Here is a 23331-nt window from a genome sequence, read left to right on the forward strand (position 1 = left end):
CTCATCAAAAAAATAAAAAGTAAGAGCGTGTGCAAGGAGGATAATTTCGATGAATTTGAAGATTTATCTATAACCATCCCTATGCCAAAAAATTATGAAAATTAATTTTCTGCCCAGGTTCAAAGAGTATATTTCTCAGCGACTAATCAGTTAAAAAAGATTAAATGACAGCGCACCCCTTGGTTCGCCGCCATTCTAGCAAATAATTTCACTATAATCTTTTTATTATTAGGTACCTTAGGTATATTGGGGAATCCACATTGTGGTAACGTCATATAATACCAATAGAACTCATTTATAAATCCATTTGGTATATAACAAAAGTAGTGAGTGTTTATGTTTCCTAATTGGCAATTAGTGTTGTTAAGTTTGGCTTATATCAGCCTATTGTTTTTAATTGCTTTTCTAGGTGACCGATACCGACATCAGTTGGCGAGAAAGGGACAGAGTATTATTTATGCGCTGACCTTAGGCGTTTATTGTACCTCTTGGAGTTTTTTAGGCACAACTGGGCAAGCATCAACTAGTTTACTGTCTCATTTACCTATTTATTTAGGGCCTATTCTATTATTTGTTTTTGCTTGGCCCTTTATTCAACGTATTATTCGCGTGAGTTTAAAGCTTCATTTAACTTCGATTGCGGATCTATTGGCGGCTAGATTTGGCAAGTCGCATAACCTTGCTATTATGGTCACCATAGTTGCACTCGTTGGCACCATGCCTTATATCGCGCTGCAACTAAAAGCAATGGTGTACTCCTTTCAACAACTTCAAATAGATCAAAGTTTAAATAGTTGGCACATAGGTTTAGTTGTTAGTCTTGTTTTAGCGTTCTTTACGGTGTTATTCGGTATTAGACATATAGATGTTACTGAGCGACATCCAGGTGTGATGTTAGCAATTGCCTTTGAGTCTTTAGTAAAGATATCCGCTTTTTTAGCCGTAGGTATTTTTGTTTGTTTTGTTTTATACGACTCACCAGCTGATATTTGGCAACAGGCCAATGCTAATGAATTACTCGAGCAGCAATTAACGATAGATAATGTTACCTCGATGTTTGCTTTGTTGGTGATTGTCATGGCGGCATTTTTGTCTTTACCGAGGCAATTTCAAGTCATGGTCGTTGAACTCAAAGATCAAAGAGATACTTGGTTAAGTCGTCGAGTTTTTCCAATTTATATCTTAATTTTTGCCTTTTTTGCAGTACCTCTCGGTTTGGCTGGTCAAATGCTACTTGGCAATACTGTGCCTTCTGATACCTATGTACTCTTTTTACCTGATGTTACTCAGCAAACGTGGTTGACCTTATTTGCCTTTTTAGGTGCTGTCTCAGCGGCTAGTTCTATGGTTGTTATTTCGTCGATTGCTTTAAGTACTATGCTAAGTAACGAAATCGTTTTTCCACTACTTTATCGTCGCCAAAAAGTAGCACAAACCGATTATGATAATTTTCGCAATCGTTTGTTGAATATAAGAAAATTCTTGGCTTTGTTTGTCATCTTATTGGGGTATGGTGTTTTCATCATGGCTTCTCCAGATACACTCTCTTCATTAGGTGAAGTGGCTTTTGGCGCATTCGCTCAATTAACCCCTGCTTTAATCGCAGCTTTTTATTGGCGTCGGGCCAGTTTAATGGGCGTTTATGCAGGAATCTTAGTTGGCTTTATTCTCTGGTTAAGCCTTAACTTTTTACCGCAGTTTGGTTTATACGCTTCGCCTTTTGCAGAAGGCTTTTTACCTGTTAAAACCACAGCTACCCTATTTAGTTTAGGCGCCAATATTATTGTCATGTGGGCCTTGTCGCAAATTAGTAGACAAAGTGTACAAGAGCGTGTTCAAGCATCATTGTTTTTAGAGTGGCAATCGCCTAAGTTATTAAAAGTAGAGAAAAAAAGACAACTTGATGTCAGTGAGTTAGAGTTATTAGCGTCGCGTTTTGTTGGTTTAGAAAAAGCGCATGCAAATTTTAATTCTTTTTTATCAACGCATGATAAAAAAGAGTTAGGTAATGTCATTTATAACCAACAGCTTATTCAGCATACTGAGAATACCTTAGCCACTGTTATGGGGTCATCTTCAGCACGATTAGTACTTTCTTCTGCTTTAGATGGCCGTGATCTTGCACTTGAAGAGCTGGCGGTACTTGTTGAAGATGCATCAAGTCAGCGGCAAGAGTTTTCTCAAAATTTACTGCAAAGTGCTATTGAAAATGCCAGTGAAGGCATTTCGATTGTTGATGATGAGCTACGATTAGTTGCTTGGAATAAAAAATACTTAGATTTATTCGAATACCCTGCAGAATTGGTTTATATGGGAAGTCCTATATCAGCACTTATACGCCATAATGTGCAACGAGGGTTATGTGGCTCGGGCGATATAGATTCACAGGTAGAGCGTCGTTTAGATTTTTTACGTAAAGGCAGTCCACATAGCTCAGAGCGTCAACAAGTCAGTGGTCAAACTATTCGTATTGAAGGTAACCCACTGCCAGGTGGTGGCTTTGTCATGTTGTTTTCTGATATCACTGCTTATAGGCAAGCAGAGCAAGTACTCAAAGAAGCAAACCTTGATCTTGAAACTCGTGTTTATGAGCGTACGTTAACGCTAGCGAAAACAAATGAAGCGCTGGCGAAAGCACATGAGAAAGCAGAGCAAGCGCATTTGAAAAAAAGCCAGTACTTAAATGCCTGTAGCCATGATTTAATGCAACCGCTAGAAGCGGCAAGATTATTTACTTCGGCATTATCAGAGCAAAATAATTTAACCTCAGATCAACAACGGCAAGTCGAGAATATTGATCGCTCGCTCAAAGCGGCTAATGATTTATTAGCCGATTTAGCTGAAATTGCTCGATTAGAAAGTGGCAATATCAAGGCTAACATTCAAGCTTTTGCCCTGAATGAATTATTTGAAGACTTAGCACAAGAATTTTCTGCGCTTGCTATTGAGAAGTCAGTAGAGTTCCGTTTGGCTGTGAGTAAGGTGTGGGTGAAGTCAGATCGTCACTTATTAAGACGTATCATTCAAAATTTAGTTGGTAATGCCTTTAGGTATGCAAGTCCTGGTAAAGTATTATTGGGCGCTCGAGTCTTTAATAACCAAGTGATTATTCAGATTTTAGATAATGGGCCAGGTATTCCAGTAGAGAAACAGGTCGTGGTATTTGAGCAATTTACTCAACTGAATACACCGAATAATCAAGCTGGAAGAGGCTTAGGTTTAGGATTGAATATCACGCAAAGTTTAGCGCAGTTATTGGGGCACACCTTAAGTTTGCAATCAAAAGCAATGCAAGGCTGTAAATTTTCTGTGCAGGTAGAACAAGCTGAACCGGTAATACAAAGTAGTAATAGTAGTCCAAGCTTTAATGTAGCGCTAAAAGACATTACCGTCTTATGTATTGATAATGATCCGGATGTCCTTAGTGGTATGGTTGAGTTACTCTCAGCATGGCAATGCAATATTCTTGCGGCGGATTCTCGAGAAACAGCTTTAGAAGAGTTTGCGAATCATAGTCAAGAAATAGATATTTTATTAGTGGATTATCAATTGGGTTATCAAGCAGATGACCCCACAGGTGAGCAAGTTGATGGTCTAACATTAATCAGTGATTTACGTAGTCAATGTCATCATTCATTACCCGCTATATTAATCACAGCGACAACAGAATTAGGCATTGAAGAAAAGGCTCAAAGTATGGATGTGGGATATATGAGAAAGCTAGTTAAACCCGCAGCGTTAAGGGCAATGATGAGTGCTATGCTCGCTAAAAAATTACAAGCGGATTATGTCGGTTACAGTTAGGCTAACACCGTTGATAATATAATATTATCAACGGTATTTTCGGTATAACAAAGAGTGCAAAATTAAAGCTGTTACATATTATGTAACAGCTTTTTTACTGCGTTATAACTTCGCTATGTGCTATATATTGAGGAACGTTAGGGAACTCTAATGGTAATTAGAGTTCTATATAACCGTTCCTTAACGTCAACACGCTGAAATTGACACCTTATTGGGAACGGCTGTAGATTGTCATTCTTATCATATGGAGCTTACTTTTGTTGTATAACAATAGAACCTTGTTTACCTTACTTGCTGCTTTGAGTTGTGTAACCTCTTCACTAGCAGTAGCAAGCAATTCAAAAGCGGTTGAGTTTAATGAAATTATTATTAATTCACCGTACAAACTTACTCAAGAAATTATTGCAGCAGATGTTCTCCCAAATGATGGAACTGAACTGATAACTTTTTCTGTTGATGAAGAAAGCAATCGTTGGTTAATGGTATATCAGTTAGATCATACGGCTAAACAATTTGTTATTGCAGAAAAAGTGATTGTACCTACCGAGTTTTATCGCTTTGATCTGAGTAAGCAAAACGCTGAGGATAAGCAAAGATTATATTTCCTTTCTACCGATTCTTTATTCCAGTACCAAGATAATAAGTTTAAGCGACTGGCAAAAATTGACTCGCTCTATATTAAAGAACAGGCTGACTTTATTAGTCGAGGCAACTTTATTCAAAACTTAAACAATGATGATTTTGATGATGTCATTATTGCTGACTTTAATAAGACGCATGTATTTATAGGGCAAGGATTAAATACCTTTGCTAAGCAAACATTGCCAATAAAACCTAGTGTCCGTGTTTTATCTGCAGGAGCAAGTTACACCGAAACTCAGTTATATTTTAGTGATGTGAACTTTGATGGTAAAACGGATATTTTAGTGGTGGGGGATGGTGAAATGCTTGTTTACTCACAATACGGAACGAGCCATTTTACTAAAGAAGCGACACGTATAGCGATTAATAAAGCAATCAGTGGCACTGAATGGTGGAATAAGCGAGATGAAAGCGGTGAACAATTAGATCAAAGTGATTTGGAATATAGGAAAATTGAAGAACTGCGAGATGTGAATGGTGATGGTATGACTGATATGGTTGTGCGTTATACTAAAACTTCTGGTGTACTTGATCGTGTAAATGATTATGAAATATTTCTCGGAAATCAAAAGCAAGCTGCTTTAAGTTATGCAAATGAGGCTGATAGTGTTATTCACGCAGAAGGTACATTAACCGGTTTTGAGTTTGTTGATATTAATAATGATGACAAACTTGAGGTGTTGCTTGCGGGTTTTGATATTGGTCTATCGCAAATAATTGGAGCTTTAGTTACTGGGGGGATTGATCAAGATGTTTACGTTTTCAAAATGAACAAAGATGACAAGTTTCCAACCCGACCGGCAATTAAAAAAGGCGTGGAATTGACTTTTAGCTTAACCTCAGGGCAAAGTGGTAGCCCAATTGTTGAGTTAGCAGACTTAAATGGCGATGGACTGAAAGAACTTGTTCTATCGAATGACGATGATGAATTGAAAATATATCTAGGTATAAAACCCAATAAGAAGAAAAAATCATTTAAAAAACGTAGTGTCAGTTACGATACTACCCTTCCTAAAGATGGCAGTTTAGTGATGGTGAAAGATTTAAATGGTGATGGTAAAGATGATTTATTGATGAAGTTCTCTCGTCTTGATGGTGAAGATAAAGCTAAGCAGTTTAAGGTGCTCTTTTCTCAATAAATTTGTAAGCTTGCTATCATTCCGTAAAATAACCGCAAACCAGCGATGCTAGCGTAGTTTATTAATTATGAAACAAGTCATTTGTGGTTATCATCAAGATGAAGAAAATCATTGGGTGGCTCAACTTGCCTGTGGTCATTTTCAACATGTGAGACATAATCCCCCTTTTATCAATCGCCCTTGGGTAATTTCGCTCGAGGGGCGTCAGGGCATGTTAGGTCATTTGTTACAATGTAAGAAGTGTGATGAGTCAGCACCTAAGGATAAGCTTTAACCTAGTGTCAGGTTCTTGTTGAGCATTTGCTTAGTAATAGCAACTTAGCAAGAACCTGTTGTTATTTATAAGGTGTTTGCTTTTGACCACATAGCATCAGCTGCTTGAAATTGCCCTTGTTTACTATGTACTTGTGCAAATGCTTGTAAATCTTGACGGTCGTACTGCACTCCGTATTCTTCATGTTCTAGCTTTAATAAGCTACCAAATGCTTTTTCTGCCATAGAATATTGGTCACTTTTCATCGCTAAATGGCCTAAACAACTCAGCCATTTACCGCTATGGATATCCTTATGAAGTTGTTTTTGTACTATGGCAATTAACTCATCAGCTCGCTTAATGGGTAAGTTACGGATTTGTTTTAAAAAGTCGCTACTGGGGGACTTTTTAAAAAGTGGTACCAATAACTTATTTAAAGGTTCGATGATTTCGTTCTCGGCTAATACTTTGCAGTAAGCAAATAATACCGCTTCTCGCTGTTTAACTTTACGGCTGAGACCACTCCAATTATCATGCAAAGTTTTGCTATCATGCAGCTTGATACTTTCATTAAAGCTGCCGTAATAGGCGACTCGCTCCCAACTATGAACGGTATCATCGGTAATCGTTTTTTCTTTGCGCGCTGCTGGCATGTAGTGCAAGGCCTTTGCATAGCGTTGCTCAATGATACATAAGTCAATTTCAAGCGCTAATAAGCGAGCATCATGGCCAATTTGTTTGTGGTTTTCATCGATTAATGCACGGGCTTTAGCGTAGGTTTCAGACTTATCTTGGTTCATCAATAGCTTAATATTAATAATGATACTTTCTAAACCAACATCCTTAAGTTTAACGGTTTCTTTTTCAAGTAAAGCTAAATAGTGATTGGTGTTACTGCTTAGATCTAACTTAGCTGATGCTGATGCAGCAAGTAGATAAGCGCTCTGCTTTCTTTTTGATGGAATTGCACTTTTAGCAAATAATGCTTCTGCTTGGCTATAATCCTCTAGCATATACGCAGCTAAACCTTTATTGAAGTTAGCAATACCGCGGCGTTGTCCGGCGAAAGCTATCTTATTCCAAGTACCAAAGCTAAAGTTTAAGCCGCCACGTAATATTTTTAAGCTGAAGATAAGCGCAATGAAAAGTAGCGTCAGCATAATAGCAGCTGATAATACGGTTAATTCAATGGTGGTATTACCCATAGCAATAAGAATGTAACCCTTTTCATCAATTAAAAAAGGGCTTATTGCCATCACACTGAAAAAGATAATCAAGGCAATAATAATGCGGATCATAACTGACCTCCGCTCTCTTCTTCGCTTTCAAGGTTAGCTTTGGCTTCGGATGAAGGCTCTATAATTTTTTCTACGGGCTGCTTTTTAGCTGGCTTTACGGTAGCTTTTGCTGATTTAGGTTTTTCCGGTCGCGCTCCTTGTTTTGACTCTTGCAGTAAACGCTTAATGGCTGCTAACGAACGTAAATCACTCGGGTAGTCATAATAAATGATTTGTTGCTTGAGTTGCTCAACTGATTGATAGAATCTTTCGTTTACTGGTAAGTTCATATCGAAGAACTCATTTAACCATTGCTGAATATCAAGCAATGTTTGTTGATAAATTTCTTCTTTTTGTTCGCTCGCCGCCCATTGGGCAAGCTGTACTTTTAGACTCAAATTTTGCTTTAAATGTTGCTGTTGATCAGGTGCCATTAAAGGCTCAACCATGCCGGTTCTTCTACGTACAGTGATGAAATCTTTGAGAAATTGATTCCAAGTTTTGGCTAAATTTTCTTGCCAATCACCGATATTATCAGACAAAGCAAGTTCTTCTTCCGTTTGATCTAGGGCTTCAGCTAAATTTACCCCTGCGAGCATTAAGGTGGGTACTTGTTTGTTAAGAGCCATCAAGGTCAAAATAGCTTCTTGATTTTGCAAGGTTGGCATTAACGCTAAGCTTTCAATATCTTCATTAATTAATGCCCGTACAGGTAAAAATTTAGGCTGATTTAATGCTTTTAGACGATTGTCGGCATCACGCAGTAAGTTGATTGCGGCTTTTGTATCTCGCTCTAACCACATAGTTCGAGCGGCTACGCGAACTAGGTATTCAGCTTCATGTATTAACCAATCATTAGGCTGACGTAAGCTCATTTTTCGCTCTAATTGACCGAATTGAGCCGTTAATTGCTGTAGTTGAGAGTTACTATCAGAATGTGCCTTTTTAGCGTTTATCTGCGATTGACTGGTCGCTCTATTCTGTTGCTGTAATTGGCGGTTAAATTCAGCCGTTAAATTACTTTTTAGTTGCGCCTGACCTTGTTCTATTGCGCGTTGGTTTTGTTGATTCAGTGTTAAAAGTTGTGCACTAGTTTGTTGCTGCTGCCAAAGATAATGACCAACAGACGCAAAAATGCTAATGATGGCAACGACTAAGGCAATAGTCGCCGTTTTATTAGAAGGTTTGTCTGCTGAAACTTTAGTGCTTGATGGGGAAGGTTTCTTCGTCGCGGTATTGGTCGTTGATTGTTTAGGCTCAGGTTTTGTAATAGCGGCCTTTTTAGTCTCAGCATTTTTATTGTCTGTTGCTGAAGTTTTAGTGGTACTGGTACCAGATGAGAGTGTAGCGGCCTCTTTTTTCTCGGTGTCGCTATTATCCGATCGTTTATTGTTAGAGACTTCATTATCCGACATAATTCTATATTCCATCGTTGTTTACTAGTGTAAATAGGCTTACGAACCAGAAAGTGCTTGTAACGTATTACAGAGTATTTGAGAGTTAGCACTATGGGTATTAACGACCCGTGTTAAACCTAAAGCTTTGGCATTATTTTCAATACGATCACTGACCACTAGCCATAAACATTGTGATTGCCAATAATCATCTATGTCATTAGTTGCAGTGGTTAGGTACTTTAGTAATGCTATTAATATATCGTTACTGGTAATGACAATACAGTTAATTTTTTGTGCTCGCCATTGCTCAGCGATATTTCTCGTTAATGTTCGCCATACACGTTGGTAACTTTCTATATATTGAACCTCTGCACCGCGCAGCGTTAAACTGTTAGCAATATGTTCTCGTCCACCATTGCCACGAAAAATGATTATCCTTTTACCTATAACTTTAGACAATTGTGGCAGTTTAAGTAAACCTTCACTGTGCTCTTGTTGAGGAGGTGGTGATAAAATGGTGCTAATACCTATTGCTTGCAGTGCTTTTTTGGTGGCATTGCCAACAGCAAAAATGGTTTGAGATAAGTCATTAGACAGCGGATAGCTGGCGTGAGTATATTCAACGGCGGCAACGCTCACAAAGATCAGTATCTCTGCATGGTCTATTGCTTTAGCTATATCGTGAGCGCTGGCGTTACGTTGATAATCAAATAGAGATTGACTGGTATTAATGATGCCTTGTTGAGTAAGTAACAAGGCAAGTTGCTGAGCTTTAGCTTTAGGTCTGGTAATTAAGACCCTCAGTGGTTTACTTGGTGCAAGTAAAGCCTGCTCGTTTATCGATGTCTCAAGCGATGTTACTTGAGACAATTTTTTAGCAGAATTATCTGTTTTCGATATCATTTTCTGAATAAACTTGCTGTAAAATTTTATCGGCACCTCGGCTCAGTAATTCTTGTGCGAGCTTATTGCCGAGTGCTTCACCTTCTTCAACAGGGCCAGTGATTTCACTTTCAATCATCTCACTGCCATCGACTGCGCCAACCAAGCCACGTAGGTGAATGTTTTTGCCATCAGCAGAAATAACGCCATAACTACCAATAGGTACCTGACAACCGCCTTCAAGCGCTTTATTCATTGCACGTTCTGCCAGAACACGGATACGTGTAGTGCCACATTCTAATGGCGCTAAAAGTGCTTTAATTCTTTCATCATCATTACGACATTCAATGCCAACAGCACCTTGGCCGTTTGCAGGAAGCATATCTTCAGGTTCGATGAACTGCGCAATACGTTCGCTCATTTTTAAACGAATTAAGCCAGCAGAAGCTAAGATAATGGCGTCGTATTCACCTTCATCTAATTTTCTTAAGCGGGTGTTTACGTTACCGCGTAGATCACGAATGTCTAAATCAGGACGGCTTGCTTTTAATTGACACTGGCGGCGTAAACTTGACGTACCAACAATAGCGCCTTGTGGTAAATCGCCTAATGATTTGATGGTATTAGAAACAAAAGCATCGCGGGGGTCTTCACGAGGACAAATGACTTCTAACCCTAAACCTTCAGGAAAATCAACAGGAACATCTTTCATTGAATGAACAGCAATATCGGCACGGCCTTCAAGCATTGCGACTTCAAGTTCTTTAACAAATAAACCCTTACCACCGACTTTAGCTAAAGGCGTATCTAAAATAATATCGCCTTTCGTTGTCATAGGAACTAATTCAACGTTAATATCGTTATGAAAGTGCTCAAGCTGCGCTTTAACATATTCTGCTTGCCATAAGGCGAGGGCGCTTTTACGTGTGGCAATTCGTACTGTAGTGTTATTCATTCGATTTATCCAAATATATAATGTTTATACCAATAAAATTAACTATGTGATTTATTTAAATGATCTAAATAGTCAATAACATCGTTGCTTTCAATCCCAATAGCCAGCTATTACTCAATTAAGCGCCTTGTTCTTGAAAATTTATTTTAATTAAAATTTAACCTCTTAATTAATCTCATTGGTATTACTGCGCTGAAAGTGTCAATTCAGTTTCAGCTTGTGTGCTTACGGCATTTGATAAAAACTGCCAAAACTCCTCACCACTGCGTTTATCTGTCCAAATATCATTATTACAGACAAAATGGTGACCGTTGAATTTTGTCGCTACCCATATTTCATGCAAGGGTGCTTGTTTGTTAATTATCACTTTACTGCTATTTTTAAAAGTTAGCGTTAATAATCCACCAACTCCTTCGTAATCTATGTCGACACCAGAGTCTTCAATCGCCTCTTCTATAGCGAGAAGGAGTTCGTCGGCAATCAAGTTGTATTGGCTATCGTTCATTGCTTATCCTTTAAATACATTATTTGTCTAAGTGAGTAGATACCAAGTCTATTCAGTTAGTTCTCTTTCAGGGCTTGTCAGCGTTGTGAAAATAAACAGAATTTTTTGTATATAGTTATTCTATATTAAAAATGTTCTGTGCGATTATCTTAACGCTGAAAAACTCCCAAAGGGCGAGTTTAAAAGGCTTATATACCGCGTTATTAATTTCAATAATAAAATGATTATTATCCTCAATCAATGCCTTGCCTCTAAGCCTTTTAAGTCTCGCTGAGTGAGAATAAACTTATTAGAATTGGTATATATGTTGATAAGCATGTGAGTATAATAGCAATCAGACAAAATAAATATAGATACAGAGCGGTTAAGTTACGCTAAAAAGCTTGATTTAAACGACTTTCATGGCAAAAAAGCATCATGTGTACCAATAGACTTCATAACTTACAGCAAAAGCTAGAGCAAAAATTACAGCTTAAATCAATTTTACTGGCCTGTGTTGCCATCACTTTTTTATCTGCCTGTGGTATTAAAGGGGATTTATATCAAACACCTGAACAAGCCGTTTCTCCAAAAAATGAAGTGGCAACGCAAGGTGTTGAAAAACAAAATGAAAGCACAGGTGTGGATATTGAATCGCAACCCGTGACAACGCTTAATGATTCCCCAAAGAAACAAGCAGTTCAACAGTCAGTTGAGCAAACAGAAGCAGCCACAAGCCAGTCAACAGATCCAGTTAAAGAGTCACAATAATGTTAGTCAATTTTTCCAAAATGCACGGCTTAGGTAATGACTTTTTAGTGCTAGATAATGTCACGCAAAATGTTTTTTTATCGCCCGAACAAATTACTAAATTTGCCAATAGAAATTTTGGCGTAGGTTTTGATCAGTTATTAGTTGTTGAGCCGCCTTATGATCCCGACTTAGACTTTCATTACCGTATTTATAATGCTGACGGTAGTGAGGTAGGGCAGTGTGGCAATGGCGCTCGCTGTTTTGCCAAGTTTGTCCGTATGAAAGGTTTATGTAATAAGCATAAAATAAAAGTTTCGACCAGTACGGGGAAAATGAATTTACACATAGAGCGTGATGGCAATATTTCAGTTACTATGCCAGTGCCACAATTTGAACCGAAAAAAATTCCTTTTACCGCGCAAAAAACTGAAGGCACCTATATTCTACGTAGTGAAAGCGAAACCGTATTATGTGGCGCTGTATCAATGGGTAACCCTCATTGTGTTGTGACCGTAGACAGTGTTGCTGAAGCGAATGTCGAAACCCTCGGGCAAGAATTATCGATACATGAGCGCTTCCCAGAAGATGCCAATGTTGGTTTTATGGAAATCGTAAGCCCTAATTATATTAAATTAAGAGTCTATGAGCGTGGCGCAGCAGAAACCCTAGCTTGTGGTAGTGGCGCTTGTGCAGCGGTTGTTGTCGGTTATATGCAGAAAAAACTTGCTAAACAAGTTACCGTAGAACTGCCAGGTGGCAAACTCCGTATATTTTGGCAAGGACCAGGTCATCCCGTGAAAATGTCTGGACCTGCAACACACGTATTTGATGGTCAAATATCCATTTAAGCCTAATCGGCTATTTTTCCCAATTATATTAGCGACCACATGAAAGAAGAACCTAGCAAGATGAATGACGTACAACAAGCTATTAATAGTGATGATATTCCATTAACGGATGAGTTAGTGGTCAGTTACTTACAAGACAACCCTGAATTTTTTAATCGCAATAATGCTTTGATGACCGGCTTACGGCTCAATGATGAGCAACGTGGTACTGTTTCGTTAGTCGAACGTCAGCAACAACAGCTTCGTCAAAAAGTGTATGTGTTAGAAGATGAAATCACCCAGTTAATGTCGGTAGCCAACCATAACGAGCAGTTATTTGTACTTTATAGTGATTTGTATTTACGTTTACTTGATTGCCAATCAGCGGAAGAGTTACTCGATTGTTTACATCAAGCGACAACGGAACTACTATCGTTATCTTCGTTCAAATTGTGGTTAGTTCCTGGCAATAACACTGAAGTTGCTCACCACAGTTTGTCGACTAATGATTGTGCTGGTGTGATGCAAAATCGCTTAACTAACGACGAGTATTATTTTGGCCGCTTGCAAGAAAGTGAACAAAATCTTATTTTTGCTAAGCCATGTTCTGGCTCAGTTGTGTTAATTAAGCTAGTGCATAATGAAAAAACGGTTGGCTTTTTAGCTATTGGTAGCGAAGATGCTCACCACTTTGATCCGCGTATGGATACCTTGTTACTTAACCAATTTAAACGTTTGGTCGCTAAGTTATTGCACCAACAGCTATCGATATAACTTTTTTGAAGAGTTAATCTACTTACAGCAGAAAAGACTAAGCCACTCAATAATTACCGCAACACCCAGCGTTGTAATAATTCTAAGGATTATGTGAAACTATGCAATTTTACCGACGTTTAACCACGATTAAAGCCATCAGTTTTGATTTAGATGACACCTTATACAATAACCGCCCTATCATGCAGGCGGTTGAAAACAAGATGACGGACTATTTCACGGAAAAGTTTGCAATTTGGTCACCTAAACTTTTATCTGAGCCAAAGCAGGTTTTTAATCGACGCTTTTGGGCGCCATATCGCCAACAAGCAATAAAAGCACAACCGAATATTTCTCATGATGTGGTAAGACTACGGTTTGAAAGTTATCGTTTAGGTTTGTTAGTGCATGGTCTTTCTGGAGACGAGGCAATAACCGAAGCACAAGCAGGTGTAGACTATTTTATTAACTTGCGCAGTGACTTCACCGTACCTAAAGCAAGCCATGAGCTTTTAGCTAGATTAGGCCGAGTGTTTCCGTTGGTTTCAATCAGTAATGGTAATGTAGATACTAAAACTTTGGGTATTGATCATTATTTTCAGCATATTTACCATGCCGGCTTTCAACAAGCTACGCATGATAAAAATGAACATTTGTTAAAACAAAAACCTGAAACTGATATGTTTTCTTTAGTTTGCCAGCAACTTGATATTTTACCTGAACAATTATTGCATGTTGGCGACTGTGGTTTTGCTGATATTCATGGTGCGTTAAATGCTGGCTGCCAAACTGCTTGGTTACCACAATACGGTGTAGGTAAAAATTTGCAGCAAATACCTCATGTTGAGTTAGCCCAAGTGAGTGACTTATCACAGCTACTCTCCCAAAAAACTTAAGTATTTAGTAGGTTAAGACCATTGAATGGGGCACTGTAAAAAAACACAGTAAAGCGCAGCGCCTTCTCTCAATTGGTGATATACTTTTGCTTTTTATTTAGCACTGCGATCTACATCAATAGACTACGCCCCCCTCATTAAAGGTTACTCCTATGGACGTTTCAGAATTACTCGACTCTCTTAACGATAAACAGCGTGAGGTTGTTGCAGCCCCCAAACAAAATATGCTTATTTTAGCGGGCGCGGGCAGTGGAAAAACTCGAGTATTAGTACAACGTATTGCTTGGTTGATGCAAGTTGAAGGAATTTCATCGCACAGTATCTTAGCAGTAACTTTTACTAACAAAGCAGCGGCAGAAATGCGTGCTCGTGTAGAACAAGTGACCAATGGTAATACCCACGGCATGTGGATCGGTACATTTCATGGCTTGGCACATCGTTTATTAAGAATGCATTTTCAAGAAGCTAATTTACCGCAAAGCTTTCAAGTGCTTGATAGTGATGATCAATTACGGCTAATCAAACGAATTGTTAGATCGCTAGAACTTGATGAGAAAAAATGGCCACCTAAGCAATTTGTTTGGTATATCAATGGTAAAAAAGATGAAGGTTTACGCCCTCAACATATTGATGCTCAGTTCGACCCAACGGAAGAATTGTTTGTTAAAGTCTATAAAGCCTACCAAGAAACTTGTGACAGAGCCGGTTTAGTTGATTTTGCTGAACTGCTTTTACGTGCTCATGAACTATGGCTGAAAAACCCCGCATTATTAGATCATTATCAGCAACGTTTTGCTCATATACTTGTAGACGAATTTCAAGATACCAATGCTATTCAATATGCTTGGCTGACTATGCTGGGTAAAGCTCGTAGCAAGGTGATGATTGTTGGTGATGATGACCAATCTATCTATGGCTGGCGTGGTGCTAAAATTGAGAACATTGAACGTTTTTTGCAAGAATACGATGAGGCTAAAACGATTCGCCTTGAGCAAAACTATCGTTCAACCGCTAATATCTTGAAATCTGCTAACCAATTAATTTGCAATAATAACAATCGCATGGGTAAAGAGCTGTGGACGGAGGGTGAAGCAGGCGAGAAAATCTCCATTTATACTGCGTTTAATGAAATTGATGAAGCGCGTTTTATCGCAGGTCGCATCAAACAATGGCGTGATGATGGCGGTAAACTTGATGAAGTTGCCATATTGTATCGCTCAAATGCACAATCACGCTTACTCGAAGAAGCATTATTGCAGGGGCAATTACCTTATCGAATTTATGGTGGTCAACGCTTCTTCGAACGACAAGAAATAAAAGATGCGCTTGCTTACATGCGCCTTATTAATAATCGTGACGATGATGCTGCCTTTGAACGTGTTATTAATACCCCGACGCGTGGTATTGGTAACCAAACATTATCACTGGTAAGAGATGCAGCGCGTGGCTCAGAAGTCACGCTTTGGCAAGCTTGTCAGCAAATGATACAAGCAGAGCAATTAAAGGGCCGAGGCGCTAAAACTATCACGGCTTTTATTCAACTTATTGAACAATTAGAAGATGATACCGCCAACTTAGATTTAGATCAGCAGGCGAATTTCATTATCAGCCACAGTGGTTTGAAGGCGATGTATCAGGCTGAAAAAGGCGAGCGTGCAGCGCAGCGTATAGAAAACTTAAATGAGCTAGTCACCGCATGTCAAACCTTTGAAAGCGATCCCGAATTAGCAGAAGAACAAACACCGTTAACGGCATTTTTAACCCATGCGGCATTAGAATCAGGTGAGTCTCAAGCAGATGAGTTTGAAGCGGCAGTACAGTTAATGACAATGCATTCAGCTAAAGGCTTAGAGTTTCCTTTAGTTTTTATCGCGGGTCTGGAAGAAGGTATGTTCCCTTCGCAACAGTCGGTTGAAGAGATTGGCCGCTTAGAAGAAGAACGTCGCTTGTGTTATGTTGGCATGACCAGAGCAATGAGCAAACTCTATTTATGTCATGCAGAAAGTCGCCGTTTATATGGACAAGAAAAATTCCATAAAGCGAGTCGATTCTTACGTGAATTACCCGAAGAGTGCATCGAAGAAATTCGTATGCAATCTCAAGTAACACGCCCTAGCAAAGTCGGCAAATTTTCAAATACCTTTACACTTGAAACCTTTGAAAATACAGGTTTTAAGTTGGGGCAGCAGGTTAAACATGCTAAGTTTGGTGAAGGTGTGGTACTCAACTACGAAGGTAGTGGTGCTCAATCACGAATTCAGGTAAATTTCGCCGATGTTGGTAGTAAGTGGCTCGTGGTGGAATACGCCAATTTACAAGCAATGTAACTGTTTAGCGATTTTATCAAGAACTCATTTATTGAGTACTTGTTGAGTATTGAAGCTACCAGCCAAAAATTAGCACGATTGATAAAAATTAAAATCAGAAGGTAGTGAGATGTCTCAAAGATTATTAATAGTAGAAGACAGTAAACCTATAGCAACCGTTATCAAACAGATAGCGCGTTCGTTAAAGTTTGATGTGGTCATTGCTACTGATTTAGCGCAGGTAGAAAATATCTTATCAACAGATGCCGATTTTTTTGCGGCGACTATTGATTACGCTTTACCAGACGCGCTTGATGGTGAAGCAATCGCCTGTGTTTTGTCTCATGGCATTCCAAGTATTGTTATGACCGGGAAAATGGATGATGAGACGCGACAGAAAATCTTGTCACAACCCGTTATTGATTATATTCCAAAAGAAAATAGCCAAGCCTTTTTGTATTTAAAGCGAGTATTACATTGGCAGCAAACTAACAATCAAAATACTATTTTAGTGGTTGATGACTCCTCTTCAGCACGAAATCATGTGGTGGAGTTATTAAAGCGCCGAAATTTTAATGTTATTACCGCTAACAATGGGGTGCAAGCGCTAGAGAAGCTTGCCCAACATAAAAATATTAAAATGATCATTACGGATTTAGAAATGCCGGTAATGGACGGCATTGAGTTAACCAATGAAGTTCGCCGTATTTATACGCGAGAACAATTAGCCGTGATAGGTATTTCAGGTGCAAACAATGGTATTCATTCAGCACGTTTTATAAAAAATGGTGCCGATGATTTTTTACGGAAACCTTTTTGTCCTGAAGAATTTTATTGTCGTATTACACAAAACATTGAAAGTTTAAATAACATCGCTAAAATTCAGCATGCAGCGAATACCGATTATTTAACGGATCTTGCTAACCGTCGCGCATTTTTCCGCAATGCAGAGACGCGCATTAAAGAATATACCAATAAAAATGTTCCTTACTGTTTAGCGATGATAGATATTGATTTCTTTAAGAAGGTAAACGATACCTATGGCCATGATATGGGTGATCAGGTCTTAAAAGTGATTGCACTGTATATGCGTAAGCATTTTGGCTCAGGGCTTACTGCACGTTTAGGTGGTGAGGAATTTGCAGTACTGTTACATGGCTTAGATGCAGATAATTTGTATACCAAATTAGATGACTTTAGGCGTGAAATTGCAGTGTCATCTATTCCTCTTGGCGAGACAAGCATATCCATAACGTTAAGCTTGGGTGTGATTTTTGATAGCCAAGATGAATTTTCTAAGCAAATGAATCAAGCCGACAATGCCTTATATGCAGCAAAAGAAAATGGTCGAAACCAAATAGTTGTTTTTGGTGCAGACTTAGAAGATTAACTAGTTTGAAATGGTTAAAACAATGAGTAAACAATAGCGCTTTTAACAAGCGCTATTTTTTTGCAAGTGCCTCAGTCGCTACTTATTTACGTTTTTTAAATGAGTCAAGGCTATAAAGCGCTAGCGCCGCCCAAATGAAGATAAAGGTGATTAACTCAGCACTTTTCATGGTTTCTTGATAATAAAATGTCGCCAGTAAAAACATAATACTGGGTCCCAAGTACTGAAAAAAGCCTAAGGTAGATAGGGTTAATCGTTTAGCGGCCGCAGTAAAAAACAGTAAAGGTGCAGTTGTTACTATACCTGCCATGATCAAGGTAACGTTTAAGCTGGCGGCATTTACTGTCAGATCACTGGTACTACTTTCCACAAAGAAAAACCAATAAATGAGAGCTAGGGGTAACATTAGCATCGATTCGATGAATAAACCGATAAATGAATTGATTGGGAGTTTCTTTCTAATTAAGCCATAGATGGCGAAGGTACTTGCTAAAGCAATTGAGATGATTGGCAAAGTCCCTAAAGTGATGAGTTGAATCATTACACCAACAAAAGCTAAAGCAACAGCTATTAGTTGGTTACGGCGTAAGCGTTCATTAAAAAATATCATACCTAACACCACATTAAAAAGTGGGTTGATATAGTAGCCTAAGCTGGCATCAAGTAAGTGGTTATTATTTACAGCCCAGATAAATAAAAACCAATTCACCGCGAGAAAACTCGCCGATAAAGACAATTGCAATAATAGCTTAGGTTGTTTGAAAATAGCGACTAGTTGAGGCCACATCTTCATCACGATAATCGTCACCAACAAAAATACCGTTGACCAAATCACTCGATGCATCATTATTTCTCCGGGATCAATATCCGAGAGTAATTTAAAATATATTGGAGCAAAACCCCATAAAAGGTAGGCACTTAGTGCACTTAACGCGCCATTGCGGCTGCTGTTTTCTTCAAGTTGATTGGTGGCTGATGCACTCATGATTAATTGGTTAATTGTTTAAGATGTAAAAAGAGCGAGGATGATAACACGTCATTAAGGAGTACAAAGATTTAAAGCGAAGAGATAATGTTTCACCGCGTAAACTTGTCAGTACTATCCTTTTTTTAGTTAAGTAACGTAATGATTTTTAGATAGTTATAAAAAAAAATTTCTCTACTAGGTGTTAGCGGCTTCGCTGAGTTAAAATAGCTCCATTACTCATATGAAAATTAGTCGACACCTTCTTGAATTCCTCCGTAGCCACAGTAAAAGCCGAAACCGACATTAGTAAAGAAAATAGTGAATTACTGCTAGAGACCTTAAAGCATCATTTTGGCTATGAAAGTTTTCGTGATGGACAAGCTAAAATTATCAATAGTTTGTTGCAAGGGCAAGACTCATTGGTGTTAATGCCAACGGGTGGTGGTAAATCGTTGTGCTATCAGTTACCGGCGGTATTATTGCCCGGTGTGACCGTGGTAGTATCTCCCCTGATTGCCCTGATGAAGGACCAAGTCGACGGTTTGACTAGACAAGGTATCTCAGCCGCTTTTATTAATTCAAGTCTTGAACAAAGCGAAATTAATGATATTTTTTCACGTTTAGCCCGTGGTGAAATTAAACTGTTATATGTTGCCCCTGAGCGACTGACTAATTATTACTTCCTACAAAGTTTAAGCCAACTGCAGTTAAGCTTATTCGCTATTGATGAAGCACACTGTATATCTCAATGGGGCCATGATTTCAGACCTGCCTATACCAAATTGCAATGTTTAAAACAAAATTTTCCTACTGTCCCGGTGATGGCGTTAACGGCAACCGCTGATGTGACAACACGTAAAGATATTTTGAACCAACTTGCACTACCAAACCCATATATTCACCTTGATAGCTTTGATCGACCCAATATTCGTTTTACCTTAGCGCCAAAATATAATGGCGAAAAGCAGCTGTTGGGTTATATCAGAAAAAAGGGTGAAGATAGCGGTATTATTTATTGTAATAGTCGTTGGCAAGTGGAAAAGCTAGCAAAATATTTGGCAGCCAGTGGCATCAATTGCGCTGCCTATCATGCAGGGTTAGAAAATGAAATTCGCTCAATTGTACAAGAAGACTTTACCAAAGATAATATTCAAATTGTGGTTGCCACGGTTGCATTTGGCTTAGGTATTAATAAACCTAATGTGCGTTATGTTATACATTTTGAACCACCAAGAACTTTAGAGTCATATTATCAAGAAATTGGCCGCGCGGGCCGTGATGGTTTAAACGCAGAAGCTTTATTCCTCGTTGATGAAAAAGATGTGAATCGCATTAAAAAACGCATTAGTGAGGGTGATAATCCACAGCGAGTGAATGTCGAGATGCAGCGTTTTGCTGCCATGGATGCTTTTATTGATGCACAAACTTGTCGCAGGCGAGTTGTACTGAATTATTTTGCCGAATATACCGAAAAAGGTTGTGGAAATTGTGACATTTGCTTGGATCCACCAAGTCAATTTGATGGTACTGTAGAAGCACAGAAAGTACTATCGTGCGTTTATCGTATTGAACAACAAGGCGATATTAATCATGTTATTGCGGTATTACGCGGCGAGCTCACCGACAATATCAAACAACTTGAGCACGATAAAGTCTCTACCTTTGGCATTGGTAAGGGAAAAACAGTGGGTTACTGGTTCTCAATTATTGGCCAGCTGATTCACTTAGGTTATTTACAACAAGATATCGAACAACAATCTACTCTATGTTTAACGCAAGCTTCAAGTGTAGTATTAAAAGCGCCTGAACCTTTGATGTTAGCCAGTCCCCGACTGCAAAAAGCTAGTTATTGGCAAGAGAAAAGCCCACAAAAAAGCTATGATAGGGTTTTATTTGCAAAATTACGCGAACTACGAAAAGGTATTGCTGATGGCGAAGATATTGCACCGTTTATTGTTTTTAACGATGCGACCTTATCTGAATTGGCACGAATAAAACCTAAAACATCACGTGAAATGCTGAGCATCAGTGGTATTGGAGACGTGAAGTTAGCCCGTTATGGACAACCTTTCCTAGCATTAATTAAAGAGCATGCGTAGAACTAATAACTGTTGTTTTGCAAAAAAAATGCCGATCAACTAACTAGGATAGTTGATCGGCATTTGTACAAACGACAGTTGAAAGAGAGTTAATTACTCTTTTTCAGCAGTTTCAGTTTGTTCAGTTGATTTATCTTGAGCTTGTTCTTGCTCTTTTTTCTCGTCGTGACCTTCGCCACCACAACCACCACAACAACCCATAAATTACTCCAGATAGTTAAATTGAAATTAGTAAACTTGATGAAATAGTACCTGAGTAATTTACTCAGGTACTTGATCGAGATCAGCTTTTTTCAGATAACATCGAAAATAATTAGCGTATAGTTACTTCGGTAATGCAGTAAATCCCATGTTGAACAAGGTAAAGGCATAGATGTCAGCATACTGTTCAATAGTTTTTGACACAGGCGTACCGGCACCATGACCTGCATTGGTTTCAATACGAATGAGTGTTGGTGCATTGCCTGCTTGTTTAGCTTGTAACTCAGCAGCAAACTTAAATGAATGTGCTGGCACAACACGGTCATCATGATCACCTGTAGTAATCATAGTGGCCGGATAACTTACACCGGCTTTTACATTGTGAACAGGTGAATAACCTTTTAAGTATTTGAACATTTCTTCACTTTGCTCAGCGGTACCGTAATCGTACGCCCAGCCTGCACCAGCAGTGAAAGTGTGATATCTAAGCATATCTAATACACCGACAGCAGGTAAAGCAACCTGCATTAGATCAGGACGCTGAGTCATCACTGCGCCGACTAATAAACCACCGTTAGAGCCACCGTTAATCGCTAAGTAGTCACTAGAGGTATAATCTTGCTTAATTAAGTATTCACCGGCAGCAACAAAGTCATCAAAAACATTTTGTTTTTCTAATTGAGTCCCCGCTTTGTGCCATTTTTTACCGTATTCACCACCGCCACGTAAATTAGCAACAGCATAAATACCGCCTTGCTCTAACCATACCGCACGAGAAACACTAAACCTTGGTGTTAAGCTGATATTGAAACCGCCGTAACCATATAAAATAGTGGGGTTTTTACCGTTTAGTTCAATACCTTTTTTGTAGGTAATGATCATAGGTACTTTGGTGCCATCTTTTGATGGATAAAAAACTTGTTTTGATTCATATGCATCGCTATCAAACTTAGCACCAGACTTACGGTAAACGTCACTGTTTCCTTTATCTATGTTGTAGCTATAGATGGTGCCTGGTGTTTTGTAGTTGCTAAATGAATAATACAAAGTAGCTTCGTCTTTATCGCCTTCTAAGGCTGAAGCACTACCAACTCCTGGTAAATTAACTTCACGTATTTTTTTACCTTGATAATCATATTGGTACACTTTAGAAATGGCATCAACCATGTACTCAGTAAAGAAGAAGCCGCCGCCAGTTGACGCGCTCAATACGTAATTTGTTTCAGCAATAAAGTCAGTCCAGTTTTTACTTGCTGGTGCTTTGGCATTTACCGTCACAATCTTCTTATTTGGCGCACCTAAGTTAGTCACTAAAAATAATTTGTCACCTTGATTTTCAATGACGTAGGTATCGGCATCGAAGTTATCGGTAATTGTCACGAGTGGGCTATTGGGTTGAGTTAAATCTTTTAAATAAAGGTCATTACCTGATGTAGAAATGGCGCCTGAAATAAGTAAATAGCGGTTATCTTCAGTGACATTGCCACCAACATAACGACGTTTTTGCTCTGCGGTATTACCAAAAATAACTTTATCGTCTTTTTGTGGTTGACCTAATACATGGTAATAAAGTTTATGTTGATCAGTTTTTGCCGATAACTCACTACCTTCTGGTTTGTCATAACTTGAGTAGTAAAATCCTTCATTTTTAAACCACGAAATACCAGAAAACTTAACATCTATTAGCGGAGTCTCTAGAACTTTCTTTGTTTCTACATCGATAACGATAATTTTACGCCAATCACTACCACCTTCAGAAATTGCATAAGCAGCAATAGAACCATCTTTTGAAAAGCTTAACTGTCCCAGTGAAGTGGTGCCATCTTCACTAAAGGTATTTGGATCTAAAAAGACTTCAGCAGTGCCACCGTCTTTTTGACGATAAACGACATATTGATTTTGTAGGCCATCATTTTTGTAGAAATAGGAATAATCACCCTTTTTAAAAGGAGCACCTACTTTTTCATAATTCCATAATTCAGCTAAACGAGACTTAAGCTGTGCACGGTATGGGATCTGCGACAAGTAATCGAATGTCACCTTGTTTTCTGCCTTAACCCAAGCGCCTGTTTCTGCGCTACGATCATCTTCTAACCAACGGTAAGGATCGGCTACGTCAGTGCCAAAGAAATTATCAACCACATCACCTTTTTGTGTCACAGGATAATTAATTTTTTGTGTCTGCTTTTGTACAGAAGCAACGGTATCTGATGTTTGCTCAACACTGTTACCAGTACAACCGGCTAATACGCTAGTGACCAAGATACTGGTCAAGAAAAGGCTTTGTTTCTTCATTTGAGTCTCGC

The 23331-nt window shown here is 38.8% G+C and carries 17 protein-coding genes; 10 read left to right on the forward strand and 7 right to left on the reverse strand.

Features of this window, described 5'->3' with window-relative positions:
• Positions 1-336: 336 nt before the first annotated feature.
• The 3 genes from ND2E_RS12600 (at position 337) to ND2E_RS12590 (ending at position 5859) form a co-directional block, all read left to right on the forward strand.
• On the forward strand, positions 337-3804 hold the full coding sequence (locus tag ND2E_RS12600) for a hybrid sensor histidine kinase/response regulator (RefSeq protein WP_033093541.1): 3468 nt from the start codon (positions 337-339) through the stop codon (positions 3802-3804).
• Positions 3805-4061: 257 nt separating this feature from the next.
• A complete protein-coding gene (locus tag ND2E_RS12595) occupies positions 4062-5585 on the forward strand; it encodes an FG-GAP repeat domain-containing protein (RefSeq protein ID WP_223303582.1) in 1524 nt (507 codons plus the stop codon).
• Positions 5586-5652: 67 nt separating this feature from the next.
• Complete coding sequence (locus tag ND2E_RS12590) at positions 5653-5859, forward strand: DUF3565 domain-containing protein (protein WP_033093543.1); 207 nt, start codon at positions 5653-5655, stop codon at positions 5857-5859.
• 65 nt (positions 5860-5924) lie between these two features.
• Here the strand turns inward: ND2E_RS12590 and ND2E_RS12585 are convergent, their stop codons facing one another.
• The 5 genes from ND2E_RS12585 to cyaY form a co-directional block, all read right to left on the reverse strand.
• Entirely contained in the window at positions 5925-7136 is a 1212-nt protein-coding gene (locus tag ND2E_RS12585) for a heme biosynthesis protein HemY (RefSeq protein ID WP_033093544.1), read from the reverse strand.
• Positions 7133-8530: a uroporphyrinogen-III C-methyltransferase gene (locus tag ND2E_RS12580; RefSeq protein WP_223303583.1), complete on the reverse strand. Its 1398-nt coding sequence runs from the start codon at positions 8528-8530 to the stop codon at positions 7133-7135. Before ND2E_RS12580 ends, ND2E_RS12585 begins: the two co-directional genes overlap by 4 nt.
• Before the next feature lie 39 nt (positions 8531-8569).
• Positions 8570-9415: a uroporphyrinogen-III synthase gene (locus ND2E_RS12575; RefSeq protein WP_081962017.1), complete on the reverse strand. Its 846-nt coding sequence runs from the start codon at positions 9413-9415 to the stop codon at positions 8570-8572.
• Positions 9396-10349: a hydroxymethylbilane synthase gene (hemC, locus tag ND2E_RS12570; RefSeq protein ID WP_033093546.1), complete on the reverse strand. Its 954-nt coding sequence runs from the start codon at positions 10347-10349 to the stop codon at positions 9396-9398. The genes ND2E_RS12575 and hemC overlap by 20 nt, the downstream gene beginning before the upstream one ends.
• 184 nt (positions 10350-10533) lie before the next feature.
• Complete coding sequence (gene cyaY, locus ND2E_RS12565; protein WP_033093547.1) at positions 10534-10854, reverse strand: iron donor protein CyaY; 321 nt, start codon at positions 10852-10854, stop codon at positions 10534-10536.
• A gap of 417 nt (positions 10855-11271) precedes the next feature.
• Between cyaY and lptM the strand changes: the two genes are divergently transcribed.
• The 6 genes from lptM to ND2E_RS12535 all read left to right on the forward strand — a co-directional run bounded on the left by lptM (position 11272) and on the right by ND2E_RS12535 (position 17758).
• Positions 11272-11604, forward strand: coding sequence for an LPS translocon maturation chaperone LptM (gene lptM, locus ND2E_RS12560; RefSeq protein WP_033093548.1), 333 nt, complete (start codon positions 11272-11274; stop codon positions 11602-11604).
• On the forward strand, positions 11604-12434 hold the full coding sequence (gene dapF / locus ND2E_RS12555) for a diaminopimelate epimerase (RefSeq protein ID WP_033093549.1): 831 nt from the start codon (positions 11604-11606) through the stop codon (positions 12432-12434). Before lptM ends, dapF begins: the two co-directional genes overlap by 1 nt.
• A 39-nt stretch (positions 12435-12473) precedes the next feature.
• Entirely contained in the window at positions 12474-13187 is a 714-nt protein-coding gene (locus tag ND2E_RS12550) for a DUF484 family protein (protein ID WP_223303584.1), read from the forward strand.
• Positions 13188-13288: 101 nt separating this feature from the next.
• Positions 13289-14062 carry an HAD-IA family hydrolase gene (locus ND2E_RS12545; RefSeq protein ID WP_033093550.1) on the forward strand — a complete coding sequence of 258 codons (774 nt, stop codon included), beginning with the start codon at positions 13289-13291 and terminating at the stop codon, positions 14060-14062.
• A gap of 152 nt (positions 14063-14214) precedes the next feature.
• Positions 14215-16389: a DNA helicase II gene (uvrD, locus tag ND2E_RS12540; protein ID WP_033093551.1), complete on the forward strand. Its 2175-nt coding sequence runs from the start codon at positions 14215-14217 to the stop codon at positions 16387-16389.
• A gap of 109 nt (positions 16390-16498) precedes the next feature.
• The gene (locus tag ND2E_RS12535) at positions 16499-17758 is read left to right on the forward strand and encodes a diguanylate cyclase (protein WP_033093552.1); all 1260 of its coding nucleotides are present in this window, start codon (positions 16499-16501) and stop codon (positions 17756-17758) included.
• 82 nt (positions 17759-17840) lie between these two features.
• Here ND2E_RS12535 and rarD read toward each other — a convergent pair whose 3' ends face one another.
• The gene (gene rarD / locus ND2E_RS12530; RefSeq protein ID WP_033093553.1) at positions 17841-18743 is read right to left on the reverse strand and encodes an EamA family transporter RarD; all 903 of its coding nucleotides are present in this window, start codon (positions 18741-18743) and stop codon (positions 17841-17843) included.
• A gap of 245 nt (positions 18744-18988) precedes the next feature.
• On the opposite strand from rarD, the gene recQ reads away from it, so the two are divergent.
• The gene (gene recQ / locus ND2E_RS12525; RefSeq protein ID WP_223303585.1) at positions 18989-20824 is read left to right on the forward strand and encodes a DNA helicase RecQ; all 1836 of its coding nucleotides are present in this window, start codon (positions 18989-18991) and stop codon (positions 20822-20824) included.
• A 324-nt stretch (positions 20825-21148) separates the two neighbouring features.
• Here recQ and ND2E_RS12520 read toward each other — a convergent pair whose 3' ends face one another.
• The gene (locus ND2E_RS12520) at positions 21149-23320 is read right to left on the reverse strand and encodes a prolyl oligopeptidase family serine peptidase (protein ID WP_033093554.1); all 2172 of its coding nucleotides are present in this window, start codon (positions 23318-23320) and stop codon (positions 21149-21151) included.
• Positions 23321-23331: the final 11 nt, after the last annotated feature.

It is taken from the genome of Colwellia psychrerythraea, from assembly GCF_000764225.1.
Classification (GTDB): domain Bacteria; phylum Pseudomonadota; class Gammaproteobacteria; order Enterobacterales; family Alteromonadaceae; genus Colwellia; species Colwellia psychrerythraea_D.

What these genes read in the sequence shown, in the direction of transcription:
- ND2E_RS12600 (WP_033093541.1), top strand. Translation starts at nt 337, where the DNA reads ATGTTTCCTAATTGGCAATTAGTGTTGTTAAGTTTGGCTTATATCAGC.
- ND2E_RS12590 (WP_033093543.1), top strand. Translation starts at nt 5,653, where the DNA reads ATGAAACAAGTCATTTGTGGTTATCATCAAGATGAAGAAAATCATTGG.
- ND2E_RS12585 (WP_033093544.1), bottom strand. Translation starts at nt 7,136, where the DNA reads ATGATCCGCATTATTATTGCCTTGATTATCTTTTTCAGTGTGATGGCA.
- ND2E_RS12580 (WP_223303583.1), bottom strand. Translation starts at nt 8,530, where the DNA reads ATGTCGGATAATGAAGTCTCTAACAATAAACGATCGGATAATAGCGAC.
- ND2E_RS12575 (WP_081962017.1), bottom strand. Translation starts at nt 9,415, where the DNA reads ATGATATCGAAAACAGATAATTCTGCTAAAAAATTGTCTCAAGTAACA.
- hemC (WP_033093546.1), bottom strand. Translation starts at nt 10,349, where the DNA reads ATGAATAACACTACAGTACGAATTGCCACACGTAAAAGCGCCCTCGCC.
- cyaY (WP_033093547.1), bottom strand. Translation starts at nt 10,854, where the DNA reads ATGAACGATAGCCAATACAACTTGATTGCCGACGAACTCCTTCTCGCT.
- lptM (WP_033093548.1), top strand. Translation starts at nt 11,272, where the DNA reads ATGTGTACCAATAGACTTCATAACTTACAGCAAAAGCTAGAGCAAAAA.
- dapF (WP_033093549.1), top strand. Translation starts at nt 11,604, where the DNA reads ATGTTAGTCAATTTTTCCAAAATGCACGGCTTAGGTAATGACTTTTTA.
- ND2E_RS12550 (WP_223303584.1), top strand. Translation starts at nt 12,474, where the DNA reads ATGAAAGAAGAACCTAGCAAGATGAATGACGTACAACAAGCTATTAAT.
- ND2E_RS12545 (WP_033093550.1), top strand. Translation starts at nt 13,289, where the DNA reads ATGCAATTTTACCGACGTTTAACCACGATTAAAGCCATCAGTTTTGAT.
- uvrD (WP_033093551.1), top strand. Translation starts at nt 14,215, where the DNA reads ATGGACGTTTCAGAATTACTCGACTCTCTTAACGATAAACAGCGTGAG.
- ND2E_RS12535 (WP_033093552.1), top strand. Translation starts at nt 16,499, where the DNA reads ATGTCTCAAAGATTATTAATAGTAGAAGACAGTAAACCTATAGCAACC.
- rarD (WP_033093553.1), bottom strand. Translation starts at nt 18,743, where the DNA reads ATGAGTGCATCAGCCACCAATCAACTTGAAGAAAACAGCAGCCGCAAT.
- ND2E_RS12520 (WP_033093554.1), bottom strand. Translation starts at nt 23,320, where the DNA reads ATGAAGAAACAAAGCCTTTTCTTGACCAGTATCTTGGTCACTAGCGTA.